Annotated in this window: 17 protein-coding genes; 4 read left to right on the forward strand and 13 right to left on the reverse strand. The window is 56.0% G+C overall.

What is annotated here, in order from left to right:
• Nucleotides 1-29 precede the first annotated feature (29 nt).
• Nucleotides 30-1,979 (reverse strand): glycoside hydrolase family 127 protein, encoded by a 1,950-nt coding sequence (locus E3U32_RS08255; protein ID WP_134348382.1) that lies wholly within the window; start codon nt 1,977-1,979, stop codon nt 30-32.
• A gap of 10 nt (nt 1,980-1,989) precedes the next feature.
• On the reverse strand, nt 1,990-3,390 hold the full coding sequence (locus E3U32_RS08260; protein WP_134348383.1) for an MFS transporter: 1,401 nt from the start codon (nt 3,388-3,390) through the stop codon (nt 1,990-1,992).
• A gap of 225 nt (nt 3,391-3,615) precedes the next feature.
• Between E3U32_RS08260 and E3U32_RS08265 the strand changes: the two genes are divergently transcribed.
• On the forward strand, nt 3,616-4,434 hold the full coding sequence (locus E3U32_RS08265; protein ID WP_134348384.1) for a helix-turn-helix domain-containing protein: 819 nt from the start codon (nt 3,616-3,618) through the stop codon (nt 4,432-4,434).
• Here the strand turns inward: E3U32_RS08265 and araD are convergent, their stop codons facing one another.
• The 8 genes from araD to yiaK form a co-directional block, all read right to left on the reverse strand.
• Complete coding sequence (gene araD, locus E3U32_RS08270; protein ID WP_134348385.1) at nt 4,435-5,130, reverse strand: L-ribulose-5-phosphate 4-epimerase; 696 nt, start codon at nt 5,128-5,130, stop codon at nt 4,435-4,437. It lies immediately after the preceding gene.
• Nucleotides 5,124-5,984, reverse strand: a complete 861-nt coding sequence (locus E3U32_RS08275) for an L-ribulose-5-phosphate 3-epimerase (RefSeq protein WP_047347612.1) — start codon at nt 5,982-5,984, stop codon at nt 5,124-5,126. Before E3U32_RS08275 ends, araD begins: the two co-directional genes overlap by 7 nt.
• Nucleotides 5,985-5,986: 2 nt before the next feature.
• The gene (ulaD, locus tag E3U32_RS08280; protein ID WP_134348386.1) at nt 5,987-6,640 is read right to left on the reverse strand and encodes a 3-keto-L-gulonate-6-phosphate decarboxylase UlaD; all 654 of its coding nucleotides are present in this window, start codon (nt 6,638-6,640) and stop codon (nt 5,987-5,989) included.
• Entirely contained in the window at nt 6,637-8,142 is a 1,506-nt protein-coding gene (locus tag E3U32_RS08285; protein ID WP_134348387.1) for an FGGY-family carbohydrate kinase, read from the reverse strand. Before E3U32_RS08285 ends, ulaD begins: the two co-directional genes overlap by 4 nt.
• 76 nt (nt 8,143-8,218) lie before the next feature.
• Nucleotides 8,219-9,538, reverse strand: a complete 1,320-nt coding sequence (locus E3U32_RS08290; protein ID WP_134348388.1) for an MFS transporter — start codon at nt 9,536-9,538, stop codon at nt 8,219-8,221.
• Nucleotides 9,539-9,583: 45 nt separating this feature from the next.
• The gene (locus tag E3U32_RS08295; protein WP_134348389.1) at nt 9,584-10,510 is read right to left on the reverse strand and encodes a DUF4862 family protein; all 927 of its coding nucleotides are present in this window, start codon (nt 10,508-10,510) and stop codon (nt 9,584-9,586) included.
• Nucleotides 10,511-10,536: 26 nt separating this feature from the next.
• Nucleotides 10,537-11,004 (reverse strand): YhcH/YjgK/YiaL family protein, encoded by a 468-nt coding sequence (locus tag E3U32_RS08300; protein ID WP_134348390.1) that lies wholly within the window; start codon nt 11,002-11,004, stop codon nt 10,537-10,539.
• Between the two features lie 10 nt (nt 11,005-11,014).
• Nucleotides 11,015-12,013: a 3-dehydro-L-gulonate 2-dehydrogenase gene (gene yiaK, locus E3U32_RS08305; RefSeq protein WP_134348391.1), complete on the reverse strand. Its 999-nt coding sequence runs from the start codon at nt 12,011-12,013 to the stop codon at nt 11,015-11,017.
• 224 nt (nt 12,014-12,237) lie between these two features.
• Between yiaK and yiaJ the strand changes: the two genes are divergently transcribed.
• The gene (gene yiaJ / locus E3U32_RS08310; RefSeq protein WP_134348392.1) at nt 12,238-13,056 is read left to right on the forward strand and encodes an IclR family transcriptional regulator YiaJ; all 819 of its coding nucleotides are present in this window, start codon (nt 12,238-12,240) and stop codon (nt 13,054-13,056) included.
• 3 nt (nt 13,057-13,059) lie between these two features.
• Nucleotides 13,060-13,515 carry a 4Fe-4S dicluster domain-containing protein gene (locus tag E3U32_RS08315; RefSeq protein ID WP_134348393.1) on the forward strand — a complete coding sequence of 152 codons (456 nt, stop codon included), beginning with the start codon at nt 13,060-13,062 and terminating at the stop codon, nt 13,513-13,515.
• 4 nt (nt 13,516-13,519) lie between these two features.
• Here E3U32_RS08315 and avtA read toward each other — a convergent pair whose 3' ends face one another.
• Together avtA and E3U32_RS08325 are read right to left on the reverse strand one after the other, a co-directional pair.
• A complete protein-coding gene (gene avtA / locus E3U32_RS08320) occupies nt 13,520-14,776 on the reverse strand; it encodes a valine--pyruvate transaminase (RefSeq protein ID WP_134348394.1) in 1,257 nt (418 codons plus the stop codon).
• A 189-nt stretch (nt 14,777-14,965) separates the two neighbouring features.
• Entirely contained in the window at nt 14,966-16,996 is a 2,031-nt protein-coding gene (locus E3U32_RS08325) for an alpha-amylase (RefSeq protein WP_134348395.1), read from the reverse strand.
• Between the two features lie 314 nt (nt 16,997-17,310).
• On the opposite strand from E3U32_RS08325, the gene E3U32_RS08330 reads away from it, so the two are divergent.
• Nucleotides 17,311-18,135 carry a protein bax gene (locus E3U32_RS08330; protein ID WP_134348396.1) on the forward strand — a complete coding sequence of 275 codons (825 nt, stop codon included), beginning with the start codon at nt 17,311-17,313 and terminating at the stop codon, nt 18,133-18,135.
• Between the two features lie 38 nt (nt 18,136-18,173).
• Here E3U32_RS08330 and xylR read toward each other — a convergent pair whose 3' ends face one another.
• Nucleotides 18,174-19,352 carry a D-xylose utilization transcriptional activator XylR gene (gene xylR, locus E3U32_RS08335; protein WP_134348397.1) on the reverse strand — a complete coding sequence of 393 codons (1,179 nt, stop codon included), beginning with the start codon at nt 19,350-19,352 and terminating at the stop codon, nt 18,174-18,176.
• Nucleotides 19,353-19,362: the final 10 nt, after the last annotated feature.

Here is a 19,362-nt window from a genome sequence, read left to right on the forward strand (position 1 = left end):
TTGGGGTGAGGGCAACAGGCCGCAGATATTCAGCCTTCATCTACCCAAATCCGCATTTCCCCTTCTCCCCGGTTTGCCCAACTGAACCAGGGAACAAAGGTCAGCGTCTGGGGCTGACGTTGTACCGGCGAGCGATCATACTGCCACAGCGCATCCGTATCCTTCACGTGACCCCCCATCCCCTCTGTCTGAATCAGCATCTTGTGTGCAAATATCCCGCGCCCTTCAAAGACCCGAAATTCGCTGCCAGCAGGCAGGGAGAGGTTATGTAAGTTCGCCCCGTTATCGGCCTCTTCCAGGCAGTAGACCAGCGGACCGCGCTGCAGGGCGACTTTGCCCGCCTGTTGGCGTACCTGCGGGTTTCCGTACACGCGGCGAACCGGCATCGGTAGCGTCAGCGTGACGACATCTCCTTCTTGCCAGGTACGGGTCAGGTAGAAATATCCCCGGGAGATTTCACCCGCAACGGTTTCACCGTTCAACGACACGGCAGGTGCCGCGCACCAGTCCGGGAGGCGCAGGGCCACGGTATGCCTCACCGGCACAGGCGAGACGATCTCGATATTCACCTCTTCCTGCCACGGATAATTGCCTCTAATTCGCAGCGCCAGGGTTTCGTCGCCAACCGGAATGGTGACATCGTTGCCCACGTAGAGATTTATAAACAGCGCATCCGGGCGAACGGTGTAAATGTAATGCCCCAGCGACGTCAGCACGCGCGCGATATTCGGCGGGCAACAGGCGCAGCCAAACCAGCGCTGGCGGACGGGTTTCACGTGATCGTAGATATGGTTGAATGCCTGGGTTTTCGGATGTACCTCCAGCGGGTTCACATAGAAGAAGTGTTTTCCGTCCAGCGCCATGCCGCCAAGCACCGTGTTGTATAGCGCGCGCTCCATCACGTCGGCGTAGTGGCCGTCGGCCTCCATCTCCAGCATCCGGCGGGCAAACATCATCAGACCGATGGAGGCGCAGCTTTCGGCATAGACCGTATCGTTGGGTAAATCATAATCGCTGCTGAAGGCTTCACCGCTGCTTTGCGACCCGATCCCGCCGGTAATATACAGCTGGCGCTGCGCCATGTTTTTCCACAGCCGCAGGCAGTCCTGTCGTTTACCCTCGTCATGGCTCAGGCGTGCCAGATGCGCCATGCCCGCCATCAGGTAGACAAAACGCACCGCGTGTCCAATAGCTGTTTGCTGTTTGGCAAGCGGCTGATGCGCCTGGCTGTAGGCTTTGTCTTTGACCATCCATGCCGGGCCATAGGTGTTCCAGTATGACGTTCTGCCGCGCTTCTCATATTCGATATCGTAGAAGTGAGGCTGCACGCCGCGTTGTTCAATGAAATATTTCACCAGCGAGAGATAACGTGGCTCCTGCGTGACGTCGTAAAGCCGCATCAGCGCCAGCTCGATTTCCGGGTGGCCCGGATAACCGTGTAACTGGTTCTCACCGGGGCCAAACACGCTGTCGATATGGTCTGCCAGCCTGCACACCACCTCCAGCAGACGGCGTTTTCCGGTTCCCTGAAAATACGCCACGCCGGCCTCAATCATATGCCCGGCGCAGTACAGTTCGTGGCATTCGGCCAGATTGGTCCAGCGCTCGTCGGGGGCCTTTACCGTAAAGTACGTGTTGAGATAACCATCTTCACACTGCGCTGCGGCAATCAGTTCAATGACCTCGTCGGCGGTTTTTTCCAGTTCAGCATCCGGTTTCTGGCACAGCGACCACGCCACGGCTTCCAGCCATTTCGCCACGTCGCTGTCCTGAAACACCATGCCGTAGAACTCGCCCTGCTCCTGGCCCGCCGCAATGCGGAAGTTGGTGATGGCGTGGCTGGGTTCGGCTTCCGTCACGCGATCGTTCAGCGCGTCCCACTGGTAGGGGATCACCACCTCACGTACCAGCCGTTGATACTGCCCGAGAAACGGGTCGTTAATTTTCAGTTGATGCAGGTCGGCTTCCATAATGGACATCGTGTTCTCCTCAGGAGGGTATGTGACGCTGGCGCAGGTCGGTTGCAATGCGCGACATCATAGGGTTGTTGAGTCTGCACCAGCGGATAGAGACGGCCAGCAGCAGATGAAAAAGGGCAGGCAGCAGCGTCTCCATGGCGGTGATGCCCTGCAGTGAAGCAGGCGTCTGATTGCCCGCGCCTGGCTGGTAGGCGACGGCGATAAACACCAGGCTGATGATCCCCGCGCTGGATGCCCACGCAAGCTTGATGAAAAACAGGTTGAAGGCGAAGTTCATGCCCGACGAGCGCACTCCGGTTTTCCACTCGCCGTAGTCGTCGGCAAACGCCATCAGCGAGAAGTGCAGCGGCAGGGTAAATCCGAGAATGACGCCATTGCTCAGAATGACGATCAACCAGAGCGTCTGGTGGGCCGGGCCGTCGGGCAGAAACCACATTCCCACCGCGAGCGCGGCGAGGACCAGGTTGGTGTAATAGTAGAGTTTGACGGTATCAACGCGGCGAGAAAGGGGGTTTACGATCACCGCGCCCAGAATAGCCGCAAAGGTCACCATGGTGAAAAACAGCGACGTGTATGCGGTGCTGCCCTGCAGCACGTAGGTGATGAAGTACATGTAACCGCCGCCGCGAATGTTAAACACGTTGATCAGCAGGAACGACATCACCAGCATCAGCAGCAGCTGGTCGTTTTTACGCAGGCCGGCCAGATGCTCGCGTAGGGTGAATTTACCCATCAGCGCCAGCGGAACGCGCTCACGCACCCAGAAAAAGCAGCAGAGGAACATCATCACGGCGATAGCGCACAGTACGCCGACACCTAACTGGTAGCCCCGCGCGGCGTTGCCCTGGCCCAGTACCGCGACCAGCCACGGCAGGCCCACGGAGACCAAAAAGCCGGCCACACCGCACAGCACAAAGCGCCATGACTGGCAGGAGATTACCTCGCTGTGGCGGGTCGTCATGGTATTGATCAGCGCGCAGTAGGGCACGTTGATGGCGGTATAGCCGACGGACAACAGCAGATAGGTTCCGAACGCCCAGGCGATTTTCACGCCCATGCTGGCTTCCGGTACGGTGAAGGTCAGCACGCCGATAATGCCGATGGGAAGCGCCACCCACAGCTGCCAGGGACGAAAACGTCCCCAGCGGCTTTGCGTGCGGTCGGCAATCACGCCCATCACCGGATCGGAAATGGCATCAAACACGCGCAGGGCGATAAACAGCGTACCCACGAGCGCCGGGGTCAGGCCAAAAATATCGGTATAGAAAAAAGTCAGAAAATTCATGATCAGGCAGGTAATCACCGTCCCGCCCGCATCGCCCAGGCCGTAGCCAATTTTTTCGCGGACGGACAAGCGGCTATCTGTTGCCTCTTGCGTCAGGTCTGATTCTGTAATTGGTGTGGAAGTCATCGGGTAACTCCTCGGTAATCGAATTTATTATCGTCTTTATGCAAGGTACGCATTTATTCTGCACCGAATGGAGAGGCCAACAAGGGAAGGGAAAAGTATAAAAAGATGACGATTCCGACCTGATGATAAAAATGTGATTCCGATCGGACAGATATTCATATATTGATTAATAATCAATGTGTAAGTCGAATGTTGACGACAATAAAAGCGGAATGGTGAATATCCATGCTTGAATTATCCATAGCGCTTCCGATTAACGTCCAGAATGGCGGGCTGTTTATTTCCAGGGGCGTGGGCCGCCACCCTGCGCGGAAGTTAACATCGTGGGAGATTATTTTTGTCGAAAAAGGGACATTAACGATCCAGGAAGAACAGCATGTCTTTGAGGTGAATGCGGGAGAAAGTTTGCTTCTCTGGCCGGGCCGTCGACATGTGGGCGTGGAGGATTTCCCGGCGGACCTGCGCTTTTACTGGCTCCATTTTGAGGTTGAAACACAACATGGTTTGTTGCCAAATGCCGCCCCTCTGGCAATAGAGCAACACTGTCGTGTAAGGGACGCGCAATATGTCATTGCGCTATTTCGGCAATTCCTCAGCGAGCAGGAGAAATTACAGCGAAGCGTGGCGCTGGAGATGATTTTATTATTGATTCTACAGCAGTTGTCGAGCTCTTCGGGATATGAAGATAAAGCCGATGAGGCCGGTGCGGCGATGGCGTGGAAGGCGAAGCAACTTATTCGCACGCAGTTTCATTTGCCGCTTTCTACGTCGCAGCTGGCAAAAGAGTTGCACTGCAATGCTGATTACCTCGGACGCGTGTTTCGCCGGACTTTCCATTTAACCCTGACGGAGGCAATACATCGCCAGCGCGTCAGGGCGGCAGAAAAGCTGTTGCTGGATGGCTCTGCCTCGCTCACCGAAGTGGCAACCCGCTGCGGTTTTAATGACGTGGGCTATTTTCGGCAGATATTTTCAAAACACACGGGCTTAACCCCCGCCGTCTGGAAACGGCGGTACTGTAAAGAGCATATTAATTCCGGCTGATCACTGGCCGTAATAGGCATTCGCCCCGTGCTTGCGCAGGTAATGTTTGTCGAGCAGTTCCTGCTGCATAACCGGTAACTGCGGTGCCAGCTGGCGCGAGAACAGGCCCATGTACGCGCACTCTTCCAGCACGACGGCATTGTGGACCGCATCGGCAGCATCTTTACCCCAGGCGAACGGGCCGTGGGAGTGAACCAGAACCGCCGGGATCTGCATTGGACTGAGATCGCGCTCCTCAAAGGTTTTAATGATCACTTCACCCGTCTGGTATTCGTACTCCCCTGCAATTTCGGCCGTGGTCATCAGGCGCGTGCAGGGAATTGGCCCGTAGAAATAGTCGGCGTGCGTTGTGCCCCACGCCGGTAAATCCAGCCCCGCCTGCGACCAGATGGTGGCGTGGCGGGAATGGGTGTGTACGATGCCGCCAATCTCTGGATAACGGCGATACAGCGCAAGATGGGTCGGCGTGTCTGACGAGGGCTTTTTGCTACCTTCGACCACCTCACCAGTGGCGATATTCACCACCACCATATCCTTTGCTGTCATCACCTCGTATTCCACGCCGGAGGGCTTGATGACCATCATGCCGCTTTCCCGGTCGACCGCGCTGACGTTTCCCCAGGTAAACGTCACCAGCTGGTGGGCAGGCAGCGCCAGGTTTGCCGCCAGCACCTCGTCTTTGAGTTTTTCTAACATGCCATGCCTCCTTCCTGCATACGGGCTTCAATCCAGCGGCGCGCCTGGATAATCTCCAGCACCGGCTCTTTTGCTTTTTCAGTCCACATTTCAATCAGAAATGCGCCGCGATAGTTCAGCTGATTGAGCGTGTTAAACACGCCAACAAAATCGACGCAGCCTTCGCCAAACGGCACATCGCGGAACTGGCCGGGGCTTTGCTCGGTCACGGGTTGGGTATCTTTCAGGTGGATCGCAGCGATGCGGTCAATACCCAGTGTCAGCTCGGCAGCCACATCGTTGCCCCATGCGCTCAGGTTGCCGACGTCCGGGTAAACGCTGAACCACGGCGAGGCGAGCATGTCGTCCCATTTTTTCCATTTGCTGATGGAGTTCATAAACGCGGTGTCCATGATCTCCACCGCCAGCATCACCTGTGCGGCAGCGGCTTGCTCTACGGCCCACGCCAGCCCTTCGGCAAAGCGCTGCTGCGTGCCCTCGTCGTGCTCTTCGTAGTACACGTCATAACCCGCAAGCTGGATGGTGCGAATGCCTAAGTCACGCGCCAGCTTAATGGCCTTCGTCATGATTTCTCGGGCCCGTTCGCGCACGGTTTCATCGCGGCTGCCAAATGGGAAGCGACGGTGGGCAGACAAACACATGGAGGGGATCGCCACGCCGGTCTCCAGCATCGCTTCCACCAGCGAGGCGCGCTGCGTGGTGCTCCACTCAAGGCGCGATAATCGTTCGTCGGTCTCGTCGACGGACATCTCAACAAAATCGAACCCGCAGCTTTTCGCCAGAACCAGGCGCTCGGGCCAGGAGAGATCTTTCGGCAGCGCTTTTTCGTAGATACCTAACGGATGCTGACGCATGATTACGCTCCCCAGATGTCGCAGATTTGTGAGTGGAATGCCTGTGCCACCTGCGGTGGATTAGCGGCGCCTGCCAGCGCGCGTCCTGCAATGAAGGCTTTAACGTTGATCTGCTTAAACAGCGGCAGGTCGGCAGGGGTGATACCGCCGGTAACCGAGAGCTGCAAACCGATGTCGGAGAGCGCCCTCATTTTCGCGAGATCAGCTTCACCCCACTGCTGTCCGCTGGCCTGCGCGTCGCGACCGCGGTGGTAGATAGCCTGCTTCACGCCGACGCGATGCCACGCGCGCGCGTCGTCCAGCGTCCAGTTGCCAAACAGCTCCATCTGGATTTCTCCCCCGCAGCGCAGTGCGACCTCGTGGCCTCGCTCAACGGTTGCCAGCGGGGCGGCGCAGATGATGGTCATCCAGTTCGCGCCCGCGCCAAACGCCTGCTCAGCCAGCGTTTCTCCGGCATCGGCGACTTTCCAGTCCGCCACGATGATTTTATCCGGGCACTGTTCGCGCAGGGCGCGTACGGCGCTCAGCCCTTCGGTCAGGCACAAAATGGTGCCCGCTTCGACGATATCGACGTGATCTGAAAGCGTCGCAACATCGCGCTGCGCGTCCTGAAGTGAAGTGTGGTCGAGCGCCAGCTGCAGTAATGGTCGGCTCATAGGTCGTACTCCTTAATTTGGGCGTGGTAACCCTGTAATGCTGAAATCAGTAACTGGTAGCGGTGATATTTGCGCTGGTAGGCCGCATGGGCGTGCATGTCGGGTTCGATGACCCGGATGTCATGTTTAAGCGCGCGCTGCGCGGAGTGGAAGTCGGTGAAAACGCCGGTGCCCACCATCGCAGCCAGCGCCGCGCCGGAACATCCCGTCTCTTCCACCTGCGGCAGTTCAATGGCCAGCCCGCTGACGTCTGCGAGCATTTGCATCCATACATCCGAATGGGTGGGGCCACCCGTCACGCGCAGGGCGTGTACGTGGGTAAAGCGTTCAAGCATGCGGTTGAGGTGGGTCAGGTGGCTAAACACCACACCCTCGTAAACCGCCTGGAGCATGTGCGCACGAGTGTGTAGCGCCTGCATGCCGTAGAAACCGCTGGTCATCTCCAGCCCGGCGTTGCTGCCGTAGAGGAACGGCAGGAAGAGCAGATCGCTTTCGGCCTTCGGCAGGCTGGCCACGGCGCGGTTGATTTCGTCGAACGGCATATCGCCCCACTGCGCGGTCAGCCATTCAAGGTTGCCGGACGAGGTCGGGCTGGCTTCGTGAACAATGTACTGCTGTGGGTGAACGTAACGCCCATACACATAGGGAAACGGTTCGTTGTCCCGAAGCGCATTGGCAATCCCGCTGGTGACGGCCCAGGTGCCCATCACGGCGTTCAGCGTATGTTCGTCGTGCAGTCCGGCACAGATCGCGGTGGAAACCACATCAAACAGTCCGCCAACGACAGGAGTTCCCGCCGCGAGACCAGTAAGTGCGGCTGCCTGAGCGGTGATTTCCCCGCAAATTTCTGCTGAACCGACAATCGGCGGCAGGGCGCCGTCAATTTCGCTGATACCGAGCCAGCGCGTGAGCTGGGGATCGTACTGCCCGGTATTCATGTTGTAGAGATTGGACTCGGAGATGTTGCTCTCCTCGCAACCTTTCACGCCGGTCAGACACCAGCGCAGATAGTCGTGTGCCATCATCACGCAGCCAATGTGCTGATACCGCTGCGGCTCGTTCTCTTTGACCCAGCGCAGAAGCGAGGCCGGATGCCCGGTCCACAGCGTCTGGCGCGTGTGCGGGTAGAGTTTTTCGGGGATGCCGTCCTGCTGCCAGCGCTGCACAATGTCCAGTGCCCGGCGGTCAGAGGAGAGGATGGCGTTGCCCAGCGGTTGGTCCTGTTTATCGAGCAGAAACAGTCCCTTGCCCTGTGCAGAAATACCGACACCTTTGATCTGTTTTCCGTTTACCCCTGAATTTTTGAGCAGCAAGGCAACGGTCGCGTGACAGTACTGCCATAGCTGATGCATATCCCGCTCGGCATAGCCTGCTCGAGGGCTGAGCGTGGCAACGGAGCGGCGTTCGATACTGACTTCTTTGCCCTGGCTGTTGTACAAACCGGCTTTCAGATAAGTACCGCCACAATCGATACCCAGCCAGAAAGGCTCTTTTTCACTCATCTTCTTCTCGCTTAATTGCCGGGCGGCGCTTCGCTTACCCGGCCTACGGTTTGGTTTAGTGGGTTAGTTGAGGGCATCAGGCCGCACGTTTATGTGGGGTCACCGTGGGATTGGGCTCTGCGCCGGCATCGCATTTCGCCGGCAACAGCAGGGCCAGCAGCGATGCCAGTGCCAGAGAGATCGCCAGGCAGTAAACGCCCGCATCTTTGCTGTACAGGGTGATCAGCACGCCCACGGCATACGGACCACAGAACCCACCGAGGTTCCCCAGAGCGTTGATCACGCCACGCGCACCGCCCGCCATTTCGGCGCTGAACAGACGCGCCGGAATGGTCCAGAACACGCCCGCAGCGGATTGCAGGAAGAAGCCGCAGCCCACCAGTGCGGCATAGGCCAGCCAGGTGTTTGCTTTCAGCGCCACGGAAAGGAACATGCAGAGCGCGAAGCCAATCAGCGGCAGGGAGACAAACAGCTTGCGCTTGCCGGTGCGGTCAGAGAGCGTAGAGAACAGGAACATGCCCGCAATGGCACCGATGTAGGGCAGAATAGCGAGCATTCCCACCTGGCCGATGCTGGTGTGCGTCAGCTCCTTCAGAATGGTGGGCAGCCAAAGGGTGTAACCGTAAATCCCGGTCTGATAGAAGAAGTTCAGGGCGATCAGCTGCCACATGGTTTTGTCAGACAGCACCGCGCTGAGCGAGGCATTTTTCACCTCTTTTCCGGCGATGGCCTGCTGTTCCGCCGCCAGCGTTTGCACCAGATAGTTTTTCTCGGCGTCTGTTATCCAGCGGGCTTCCTGCGGACGGTCGTAAACGGTGAACGCCCACAGTACCAGCACCACGACGGACATCAGACCCTCAATAATGAACAGCCAGCGCCAGTCGAGTGCGGTAATAATCCAGCCTGACAGCGGAGCCGTGATGATCCCGGCGATGGGCACAAACATGATCACAATCGCGTTGGCGCGACCGCGCTCGGCGTCCGGGAACCAGTTACTGATCATCGTGAGCACAACGGGCAACATCCCGCCTTCCGCCACGCCGAGTAAGAAGCGCAGCACCAGAAGCTGATACTGGTTAGTTACTAGCCCGGTCAGAACCGAGATCACCGCCCAGGCGACCAGTGACCAGCCGATAAACTTCTTGCCGCTGCCGTGCACGGCAATCTTGCCGCCGGGGACCTGCAGAAACAGATAGCCGATAAAGAATATCCCGCCTGCCAGGCCTGCCATGGTGGCGGAAATACCCAGCTCTTCATCCATGCCACCCGGCATCGCAAACGCGATATTCACGCGGTCCATATACGAAATAATGCAGGCGATAAGAATGGGAGGAATGATTCTTAGCCAGCGCTGACGCGGAATATCCGCATGTAGAGCTTGAGTAGACGTATTCATATTTAATCTCTCAGTGTAGGTAACCGGAATACGATTTTTTAATTGTTATTGTGTTGCTTTTTTCATGGCGCTAATGCCGTCGCGCAAAATAGCAATGCGATGGTTGACGTCAGCATTAGCATTTATTTCCAGTAACTTAATACCGGAGAATTTCAATGTTGCGGCGTTCGCCGCAGTAAACAGTGCTTTTACGTGTTCAGTAGACATCAAACTGTCGGCGCAGAACGAAGAAAACGGCGCGTGCAGATCCTGCCATTCTCCGTACGCGCCCAGGGTGGTCGTACCCGAGAACATCAAGGCTCCCAGTTTCCCGGCATCGAGCGCGGCCTGAACATGGTCAAGCGGAAGGGTCGTATTACGGCCTTCGATGGCCGAGCGCGCCCAGTTGATACAAACGCTGATGTCCGTTCCTTTCACCACCTCCAGCACTTGCGCCAGGGGCAGGAAGCCTTTACGCGGCGCGGGTCCCGTCATGGCGTCGCAGTGTTCCAGCACAAGATCGCAGGACCAGTCCCAGCCCGCGATTTCACGGATGGAACGGGCGAACGCCTCGGTAGCCTGCTCAACTGAAGCATTGCCCGCCTGCGGTGCTGCCTGCATTTCCAGGGCGATCACTTTGCCGGGAAAACGGGCGTTAACCGCACTAATCTTTTGATGCAGATGGCGGTAATATTCAACGCATGCTTTACGCTGTTCTTCGTCAGCAGACGCCAGGCCAAACGCGCCGTGAGTGCCGCGGCGGCGCATGGTTTCCATTACCGCGGTGACGACGATTTGCCAGTCCCCAGGCGTATGACGGAACAACCATTCATCACCAAACGGATGGAGGTTTTCCAGGCAAGGTTGTTCCAGCCCTCTGATGTTGGGCGTGTCGGAAAGTTCCCGCCAGAAGGTTTGTTCTTCTTGTTCCCCTTTCTGGTGAAACGAGGGTGCGCAGGGGTACGCACCAATAATAAAACCGGTGTTGGTCATTTCGCGTTCCTGTATTTTTCAGAAAATTAATCTAATTCGCTGATTGCCACTTTCACCACAATTTTACGAATTGCGGATTCCTTGTTTTTAATACAGGCAGGACGGTGTACATCCTGCGGGAAAAATATGGCATAACTGCCGGGTATCATTTCGATAAACGATTCGTGTTCGCTGTCGTGATAAAAAATAATATCCCGCTGTTCCAGTAATGATTCGCTTATTTCGTTATTGCCGGTATCAATGGCGATACCGATTTTCTCTTCACCCCAGGCCAGAAACTGTATATCCAGATAACGGCGATGCACTTCCGGGCGATTCTCGTGCTGTTCCCGGGTGGTGAGATCGAGCACCTGGGCAAAGATGTTGCGCCCCTCAATTTCAACGACACCCGGCTGTAGCATGCTGAAATCCGTGGTACGCAGAAAATCTAACGCTTTTTCAATCCCCCGCGGCAGGCGACACGGATTTGGCTGTGAAATATGTCCGAATATCATGGCCTACTCCTTACAGAGACTGGATTTTCGCCCACACGCTGTCGTCTACCGTGATGCCGTTGCGGCGGTTCTCTTCAAGCAAACGGGTGAACTCATGCCCCGGCAGACGAACGGCGACATTTTCATCAGCGCGTTCGGCGGTGGTGATGAAGTCCATGATGCGCTGCAGTTTGGCATCGCGGGTCGGACCGTCGATCAGGCGATCGACCTCGATGGCGATAAAGATCTGAGACACGCCGTATTCGTCACTGTTGTCCTGCGTCACTTCCGCGACGGAAGAGCCGTTGGAGAGCAGGGTGGCGATCATGTCGAGCACGATGGATAAGCCTGAACCTTTCCAGTAACCCATTGGCAGAATCCGGCGGTTTTTCTCAATCACGCCGGGCTCTCGGGTGTGATTACCCTCGTCGTCAAAGCCGCCATCTACCGGCAACTCGCGCCCGGCAAGGCGATTCACTTCCAGCATGCCGTAAGAGAACATCGACATCGACATATCGACCATGGTGATCGGGCTGGAGGGAATGGCAACGATCAGCGGGTTCGTGCCGATGCAGCATTCTTTTGATCCCCACGCGGGCATAACGGCAATGGAGTTGGTCCAGCAAATGCCGATGTAGCCCTTCTCCGCCGCCTGCCAGCCGTAGCTGCCGCCGCGCATCCAGTGGTTAGCGTTACGCAGTGCCACCAGACCAATGCCGTGATCGGATGCCAGCTCAGTGGCGCGATCCATCATCTTTTTCGCCGTCAGGTTGCCGATTGAGCGCTGGGCGTCCCACTGTTCGATAGCCCCTAATGTCGTCACCCGTTTGGGCTGGGCGTCGGGAATGATGTCGCCAGCGTCAAGCTGCTGAATAAAACGCGGGAAGCGGTTGACGCCGTGTGAATAGACGCCGGATTCCGTGGTGCGGGCAAACATTTCCGCGCAGGCGTCTGCGGTATCCGCGTTGACACCGCGATCGAGAAGAACCCGATTGAACGCCGCTTTTAACTCTTCGAAGGTCACTTTCATCCCTGTTCTCCTGTTTTTTTAAGGGCAAGTGCGAGTGCTTTTTTATCGCTAAATTTCACTATGCGAAATCTGATTTCAAATATAGCGATCAAATTTTGCCAGATCAACGACATTCATGTTTTTCAAAATCGATTAAAATCAAATGGTTGTGTTTTTTCTGTTGAGATCGTGAACTGAACCACACTTTGCGCTACCATCAGGGCGCGATAAAAAGGAGCCATTTAATGAGCATGAAAGAGAGCGAAATGACGCAAGAAAAAGAGAGGCCAGCAGGTAGCCAGAGCTTGTTTCGCGGCCTGATGCTGATTGAGATCCTCAGTAACTATCCGAACGGGTGTCCGCTTGCGCATTTATCGGAACTTGCGGGGCTGAATAAGAGCACCGTGCACCGGCTGTTGCAGGGGTTGCAGTCGTGTGGGTACGTTACGCCAGCACCCGCGGCGGGTAGCTATCGGCTGACTACTAAATTTATCGCCGTCGGGCAAAAGGCGCTGTCCTCGCTCAATATCATCCACGTGGCGGCGCCGCACCTTGAAGCGCTGAATATTGCCACTGGCGAGACGGTGAACTTTTCCAGCCGGGAAGACGACCACGCCATCCTGATTTATAAGCTTGAACCGACAACCGGTATGCTGCGCACGCGTGCTTATATCGGTCAGCATATGCCGCTGTACTGCTCTGCGATGGGCAAGATCTACATGGCGTTTGGTCATCAGGATTATGTGACGAGCTACTGGGAAAGCCATCAGGAACAAATCCAACCTTTGACGCGCAACACCATCACTGAACTGAGTGCCATGTACGATGAGCTGGCGGAAATTCGCGATCGCAGCATGGCGATGGATAAAGAAGAGAACGAGCTGGGCGTCTCCTGTATTGCCGTGCCGGTGTTTGATATCCACGGCCGCGTCCCGTATGCGATTTCTATTTCGCTTTCGACGTCGCGCATGAAGCAGGTGGGTGAGAAGAACTTACTCAAGCCGCTGCGCGAAACGGCAGAGGCTATCTCAAGAGAGCTGGGTTTTAACGTGCGCGAGGCATAACACATGAACCGATTTATCATGGCGGATGCGGAAAAATGCATCGGGTGCCGCACCTGCGAAGCGGCCTGTGCGGTGTCGCATCAGGACGCCGTCTCCGCAAATGCCTTTATGCCCCGCCTTCGGGTGGTGAAGGGCGGTTCATACACCACGGCAGTGGGTTGTCATCAGTGCGAGGACGCGCCGTGTGCCAACATCTGCCCAACCCATGCTATTCGCCGCACTGCAGGAGCCTGGCTCGTTGAGCAGACGCGCTGTATTGGGTGCAAAAGCTGTATGGTGGCGTGTCCGTTTGGGGCGATGCAGGTTCGGCTGGAGGGAAACAGGGCGCAAGCGGTGAAATGTGATTTGTGCATGCATCGCGAAGGCGGACCGGCCTGTGTGGAAGCCTGTCCAACCCACGCGTTGCGCTGTGTTGATCCCGCCAGATTACGCGCCGAGCGGCAACGTCATCTGGCGTAAGGTTTTACTGACCGTCTTCGCGCCAGGCTTTCTCAATTTCTTCAGCCAGAATTTTGACACCCGCTTCGATTTTTTCCGGATCGGGCACGTAGTTCATGCGCATGCACTGGTGCGTATGCGGCCACGGCTTATCCAGACCCGGGAAGAAGTAGTCGCCCGGCACCATCAGCACGCCGCGCTTTTTCAGGCGCTGGTAAAGCAGTTCGGTGGTGATAGGCAAATCCTTAAACCACAGCCACAGGAAAATCGCCCCTTCAGGTTTGTGGATCAGGCAGCGTTCTTCCGGTAAGTAGCGGCGAAGTGTCGCAATCGTCTCCTGAACGCGCTGGTAATAGAACGGTTTGATCACCTCATTGGACAGACGCAGCAGATCGTTGCGTTTGATCATTTCGCACATCATCGCCGGGCCAATGCCGCCCGGTGAAAGGCTGATAATGCCGTTCATGTTGGTAATGGCGGTAATGATTTTCTCATTGGCGATGATGATGCCGCAGCGGCTTCCCGGCAGGCCCAGCTTGGAGAGGCTCATGCACAGGACAATGTTCGGGTTCCACAGCGGGCGTGCTTCGCTGAAGATAATGCCCGGGAACGGCACGCCGTAGGCGTTATCGATCACCAGCGGAATGCCGTGCTGATTCGCCAGCGCATCCAGCTTCATCAGTTCGTCGTCGGTGATCACGTTGCCCGTTGGGTTCGTCGGGCGTGATACGCAGATCATGCCTGTCTCTTCACCAATATGCAGGTGTTCAAAATCGACGTGATATTTGAACTGGCCTTCCGGCAGCAGCTCAATGTTCGGGCGCGCGGAGACAAACAGGTCCTCTTCCAGGCCCGAATCGGCATAGCCGATATACTCCGGGGCCAGCGGGAACAGCACTTTTTTGGTGGTGCCGTCGGCGCGACGTCCGGCGAACAGATTAAACAAGTAGAAAAATGCGCTCTGGCTGCCGTTTGTCAGTGCAATATTCTGTGGTTCGATATCCCAGCCCAGCTCTTTACGCAGCATTTCGGCGAGGAGTGCCAGCAGTTCGGTTTTACCCTGCGGGCCGTCGTAATTGCAAAGCGCATCGGTTGCTTTGCCGCTTTCCAGCATCTGAGCGAGCAGGGTCTGGAAATAGGTATTCATCTCCGGGATTTGAGCCGGGTTTCCGCCGCCGAGCATGATTGCGCCTGGTGTGCGCAGCCCGTCGTTGAGGTCCTCCATCAGGCGAGTAATGCCTGAATGGCGGGTAAATTTGTCGCCGAAAAGTGAAAACGTCATAGCAGGTGATCTGTCGGGCTGATTTTGAAAGTGGGTAACCATAACGCTAGCACCGTGTTGGTGCAAATCGGGTGATGTGGTCGGATTTGTTGTTTTATAGGGTGGGTTTGGATTTTTTTAGTGAATAGTTCTGGGAATTTGCTCTCACCCTAACCCTCTCCTTGTCGGAGAGGGAACTGGAGTGAGCCGTTATTGATTACCTGCCCATACCACCATCACCTTATCGTCATTATGCTCGCGCACGAAGCCATACCCTTCTTTCAGCGACAGTGTGGTTTGTTTGCCTTCACCTATCGCGGGATGTCGGGCGCGGAACTGACCCAGCGTCTGCCAGTGGGCGACGGTTAAGGCCTGTTTGCCCGTCACGTCCTGCCAGTTCATATCTGAGCGGGTGCCCTGCAGCGGGTCGGAGCCCGTCGGGCCGAACGGACGTTCAGATTCATCCCCGTAATAGATTTGTACGCTACCCGGCGCTAACAGGAGCAGCTCGGCCGCGCGCTGGCCGCCTTCACGGAACAGGCGCGTGTCATGCGAAGAGAGATAACTCAGAACGTTGAAGCTTTGCAGCTTTTCCGCCATCTGCTGCCACGTGAGGTCCATATCGGCCAGGCAATCCACTGCTTTTGCCGCCTGCTCCTGATAATCAAAGTTGATCATCGCATCAAAACCGTGGCGGTAGTAATCGCTCTGCATTACCCCATGGCCCCAGGATTCGCCGGTCATCCAGAATGGCGCGTTGTCGAGCTTTTTGTCCGGATTCGCGCCTTTCCAGGCGGCCAGCGCCTGGCTTGCCTGGTCTTTCAACTGTTGCCATGCCGCAAGCTCAACGTGCTTCGCGGTATCCACCCGGAAACCGTCGATGCCGTATTCACGTACCCACTGGCTGAGCCAGTGGGTCAGGTAATCGCGCGGGGTATATTCCGGAATGGCTTTCGCGTGGGTGTCTGGCTTGTGTTGGTAAAAGTTTGGCAAACCTGACGGGATAGGGGATTCCGTTTTCAGGTCCGGCAGAAAGGCCAGCGACAGGGTTAAATCATCGAAGCCCGGGTTGTCGTAATCGCCAATGTCGGTGCGGATCCACTTTTTACCCCACCATTTTTCCCATGCGGCTTTATCGCTAAAGTTGATGTAGTCGTTAAAGCTGTGCCAGCTTTGGCCCGCGCCCGGCTTCCAGTCCGTCCAGCGCTCTCCCAGCGTCTTTTTGAGTTCATCGCCCTGCAGATACAAGGCGCCAAACTGATACTCCTGCATGTCCGCAAGCGTTGCGTAGCCCGTATGGTTCATCACGATATCAAACAGGATGCGAATGCCGCGTTTATGCGCTTCATCAACAAGATGGCGTAAATCCTCTTCGGTGCCCATGTTGGCGTCGAGCGTCGTCCAGTCCTGAGTGTAGTAGCCGTGATAGGCGTAGTGCGGGAAATCACCTTTGGTCCCCCCCCCAACCCAGCCGTGGATCTGCTCAAGCGGAGAGCTTATCCAGAGGGCGTTTACGCCCAGCTGCTGTAAATAATCGAGCTTGCTGGCGAGTCCCTTAAGGTCGCCACCGTGGAACGTGCCGATCTCCTGCATGCCATCTTTATGACGGCCATAGCTGTTGTCGTTGCCTGGGTCGCCATTCACATAACGGTCAGTCAGTACGAAATAGACGGTGGCGTTTTGCCAGCTAAACGGCGCAGGCTTGTCGGTTTCTGCGCGTTCAAGCAGCAGCAGGCCGTTACTGTTGGCGGCTGGCTGCAGGGTGATTTTGCCATTCTGCACCGTCGCCGTCTGTTTACTGTAGTAGTCGCGCACCACGGAGCCTTCCGGGAAGGTATGGCTTACGTCCAGCGTCAGCGGTTTACCGTCCCACTTCGGGCACTGGCGGATAACGTTTGCCACCGGCTGTTCTGCGGCACTCTGAATGGTCAGCAGCAGGGTGGGCGTGCCGGAACGGGTATCAATCCGCATCTGGTATTCACCGTCGCGGAACAGGCGCCACTGGGGCGGCGTGGCGTCACAGGGTTTGAGCGACAGCATCTCGTTGAGTTTTATTGCTTCTGAGGGTTGCCAGCACGTGTTGTCAAAACTCACGGTCAAAGGGCGCGTACCCTTCGCAAGCTTTGCCTGGCTGGTGAAAATCCCCGTGCCTTCGGGACTAAATGCAGTAAACCCGGGCGATGACCAGTCTGCATGTGCCAGTGCGGGTAACATCAGAAAGGCTATTGCGGTGCGTTTCATTCCATTTTCCTGTCGCGGCATTTTTGACCAGTGTGCCATCAGGCGGAGGGTAAAAACTCATCCCCCATCGCTTTCTGCCAGGAGGATGCGTGAGGATGAGTGATCCCGCGCAAAATTAAGCAGTTAACTGCGATACCGCACACATTTTTTCGGGAATGGTGTTTTTGTGAGCACTTTTTAGATGACATAGTTTCGGAATTGGACTATTTCTATACGTGCTCTTGAAGTCTATTTTTGATATGATTTGAGATTCCGCTCTCAAATTTGTGAAAAAAATAAGGTGTTGGGATGATTACATCCGACCAGGAGACCTAATGATATCGACTCCCATTCGACGATATGGGGCTGCGATACTCATGTTACTCACCACGGCATTTTCGGGTGAGGTGCTTGCGAAGACGCACACGGATACAACGAGTAAGAAAGCCCACGTAATACAGACGACAAGTAGTAAGGTTAGCAGTAAACAAGAGTATTCTCGCAATAGTGCAAAGAGTAGTTCACTTCCTGATTTGCGAAAATACCCTTCCGGAACACCAAGGAAAAAAGCGTTTCTCCGGACGGTAATGCCTTACATCACGAGTCAAAATGCCGCGATTACTGCGGATCGTAACTGGCTGATTTCAAAACAGTACGACAGCCGCTGGTCGCCGTCAGAACGAGCGCGTCTTAAAGATATCACGAAGCGCTACAAGCTGAGCTGGAACGGTAACACGCGTCGTGTGCCGTGGAATGCTCTCCTTGAGCGTGTGGATATCATCCCGGGTAGCATGGTTGCGACCATGGCTGCTGCCGAAAGTGGCTGGGGTACTTCTAAGCTGGCGCGCAGCAACAACAACCTCTTCGGTATGAAGTGTGGGAAAGGCCGTTGTAACAATGCACCAGGCAAGGTGAAAGGCTATTCCCAGTTTGAATCAGTGAAAGATTCAGTGAGTGCCTACGTGGTGAATCTGAACACGCACCCGGCCTACTCCTCATTCCGTAAATCACGCGCGCAGTTGCGTAAAGCGGATCAGGAAGTGACGGCCAGTACGATGATCCACAAGCTGAAAGGGTATTCGACGAAGGGACAGAGCTATAACAACTATCTGTTCGCCATGTACCAGGATAACCAGCGCTTAATCGCCGCCCACATGTAATCTCAAAAAACGCCTTCCACTGGAAGGCGTTTTCTTTTCTATATCAGCACCTCGCTGTAGCGATCCCGGTACTCTTTTGGTGTGGTGTCATACTCTTTGCGAAACACCGAATAGAAATATTGCAGGGACGGGTAACCACACATCTGCGAGATTTCATTGATCGACAGTGACGTGGAGATGAGCAGGCTGCGGGCTTTTTCCAGCTTCTCAGCGTGGATGACAGCATGAATGGTTTCGCCCACTTCTTCTTTGAAGCGCTTCTCCAGATTCGAACGCGAAATGCCCACCGAATCCAGCACCTGATCGACCTTAATCCCTTTGCAGGCATGGTTGCGAATATAGTGCATGGCCTGAATAACGGCGGGGTCGCTTAAGGAACGATAGTCGGTTGAGCGACGCTCTACGACGCGGACAGGCGGTACGAGCAAGCGCTGAAGCGGCAGAGATTCTTTATCCAGCAGACGATGCAGCAGCTTCGCCGCCTGGTAGCCCATCTGACGCGTTCCTTGCGCTACTGAGGAGAGCGCCACGCGAGACAGATAGCGGGTCAGTTCTTCGTTATCAATGCCAATCACGCACAGTTTTTCAGGCACCGGGATGTGTAAATGTTCGCAGACCTGCAGTACGTGGCGCGCGCGGGCGTCCGTCACGGCGATAATTCCGGTTTGCGGCGGCAGCGTTTGCAGCCAGTCCGCCAGGCGGTTTTGCGCGTGCTGCCAGTTTTCCGGAGCGGTCTCCAGCCCTTGGTACACCACGCCGCGATACTTCTCCTGCGCGACCAGCTGGCAAAACGCGTGTTCGCGCTCAACGGCCCAGCGCTTGCCGCTGGTAGCGGGTAGGCCATAAAACGCGAAGCGGTGAACGCCTTTCTCTTTTAAATGGAGAAAGGCGGCCTCGACCAGGGCATGGTTATCGGTAGCAATATAGTGGACCGGCGGATAGTGTTCGGGCGAATGGTAGGAGCCGCCGACGCCCACTATCGGGACGTCGACGTCGGTCAGCAGTTGCTCGATGACGGGATCGTCATAGTCGGCGATGACGCCATCGCCCAGCCAGTCTTTGATGTTTTCCAGACGGGTGCGGAAATCTTCTTCAATAAAGATATCCCACTCGGATTGCGACGCCTGCAAATATTCACCAACACCTTCTACAACCTGACGGTCATAGGCTTTATTGGCATTGAATAACAACGTAATGCGGTGACGCTTTTCAAACATGGCTCACTTC

Source organism: Lelliottia nimipressuralis (assembly GCF_004402045.1).
GTDB classification, from domain to species: Bacteria; Pseudomonadota; Gammaproteobacteria; order Enterobacterales; family Enterobacteriaceae; genus Enterobacter; species Enterobacter chinensis.

Bases quoted from the DNA above. Each gene is read 5' to 3' on its own strand.
- E3U32_RS08255 (WP_134348382.1), bottom strand. From the start codon at position 1,979: ATGTCCATTATGGAAGCCGACCTGCATCAACTGAAAATTAACGACCCG.
- E3U32_RS08260 (WP_134348383.1), bottom strand. From the start codon at position 3,390: ATGACTTCCACACCAATTACAGAATCAGACCTGACGCAAGAGGCAACA.
- E3U32_RS08265 (WP_134348384.1), top strand. From the start codon at position 3,616: ATGCTTGAATTATCCATAGCGCTTCCGATTAACGTCCAGAATGGCGGG.
- araD (WP_134348385.1), bottom strand. From the start codon at position 5,130: ATGTTAGAAAAACTCAAAGACGAGGTGCTGGCGGCAAACCTGGCGCTG.
- E3U32_RS08275 (WP_047347612.1), bottom strand. From the start codon at position 5,984: ATGCGTCAGCATCCGTTAGGTATCTACGAAAAAGCGCTGCCGAAAGAT.
- ulaD (WP_134348386.1), bottom strand. From the start codon at position 6,640: ATGAGCCGACCATTACTGCAGCTGGCGCTCGACCACACTTCACTTCAG.
- E3U32_RS08285 (WP_134348387.1), bottom strand. From the start codon at position 8,142: ATGAGTGAAAAAGAGCCTTTCTGGCTGGGTATCGATTGTGGCGGTACT.
- E3U32_RS08290 (WP_134348388.1), bottom strand. From the start codon at position 9,538: ATGAATACGTCTACTCAAGCTCTACATGCGGATATTCCGCGTCAGCGC.
- E3U32_RS08295 (WP_134348389.1), bottom strand. From the start codon at position 10,510: ATGACCAACACCGGTTTTATTATTGGTGCGTACCCCTGCGCACCCTCG.
- E3U32_RS08300 (WP_134348390.1), bottom strand. From the start codon at position 11,004: ATGATATTCGGACATATTTCACAGCCAAATCCGTGTCGCCTGCCGCGG.
- yiaK (WP_134348391.1), bottom strand. From the start codon at position 12,013: ATGAAAGTGACCTTCGAAGAGTTAAAAGCGGCGTTCAATCGGGTTCTT.
- yiaJ (WP_134348392.1), top strand. From the start codon at position 12,238: ATGAGCATGAAAGAGAGCGAAATGACGCAAGAAAAAGAGAGGCCAGCA.
- E3U32_RS08315 (WP_134348393.1), top strand. From the start codon at position 13,060: ATGAACCGATTTATCATGGCGGATGCGGAAAAATGCATCGGGTGCCGC.
- avtA (WP_134348394.1), bottom strand. From the start codon at position 14,776: ATGACGTTTTCACTTTTCGGCGACAAATTTACCCGCCATTCAGGCATT.
- E3U32_RS08325 (WP_134348395.1), bottom strand. From the start codon at position 16,996: ATGAAACGCACCGCAATAGCCTTTCTGATGTTACCCGCACTGGCACAT.
- E3U32_RS08330 (WP_134348396.1), top strand. From the start codon at position 17,311: ATGATATCGACTCCCATTCGACGATATGGGGCTGCGATACTCATGTTA.
- xylR (WP_134348397.1), bottom strand. From the start codon at position 19,352: ATGTTTGAAAAGCGTCACCGCATTACGTTGTTATTCAATGCCAATAAA.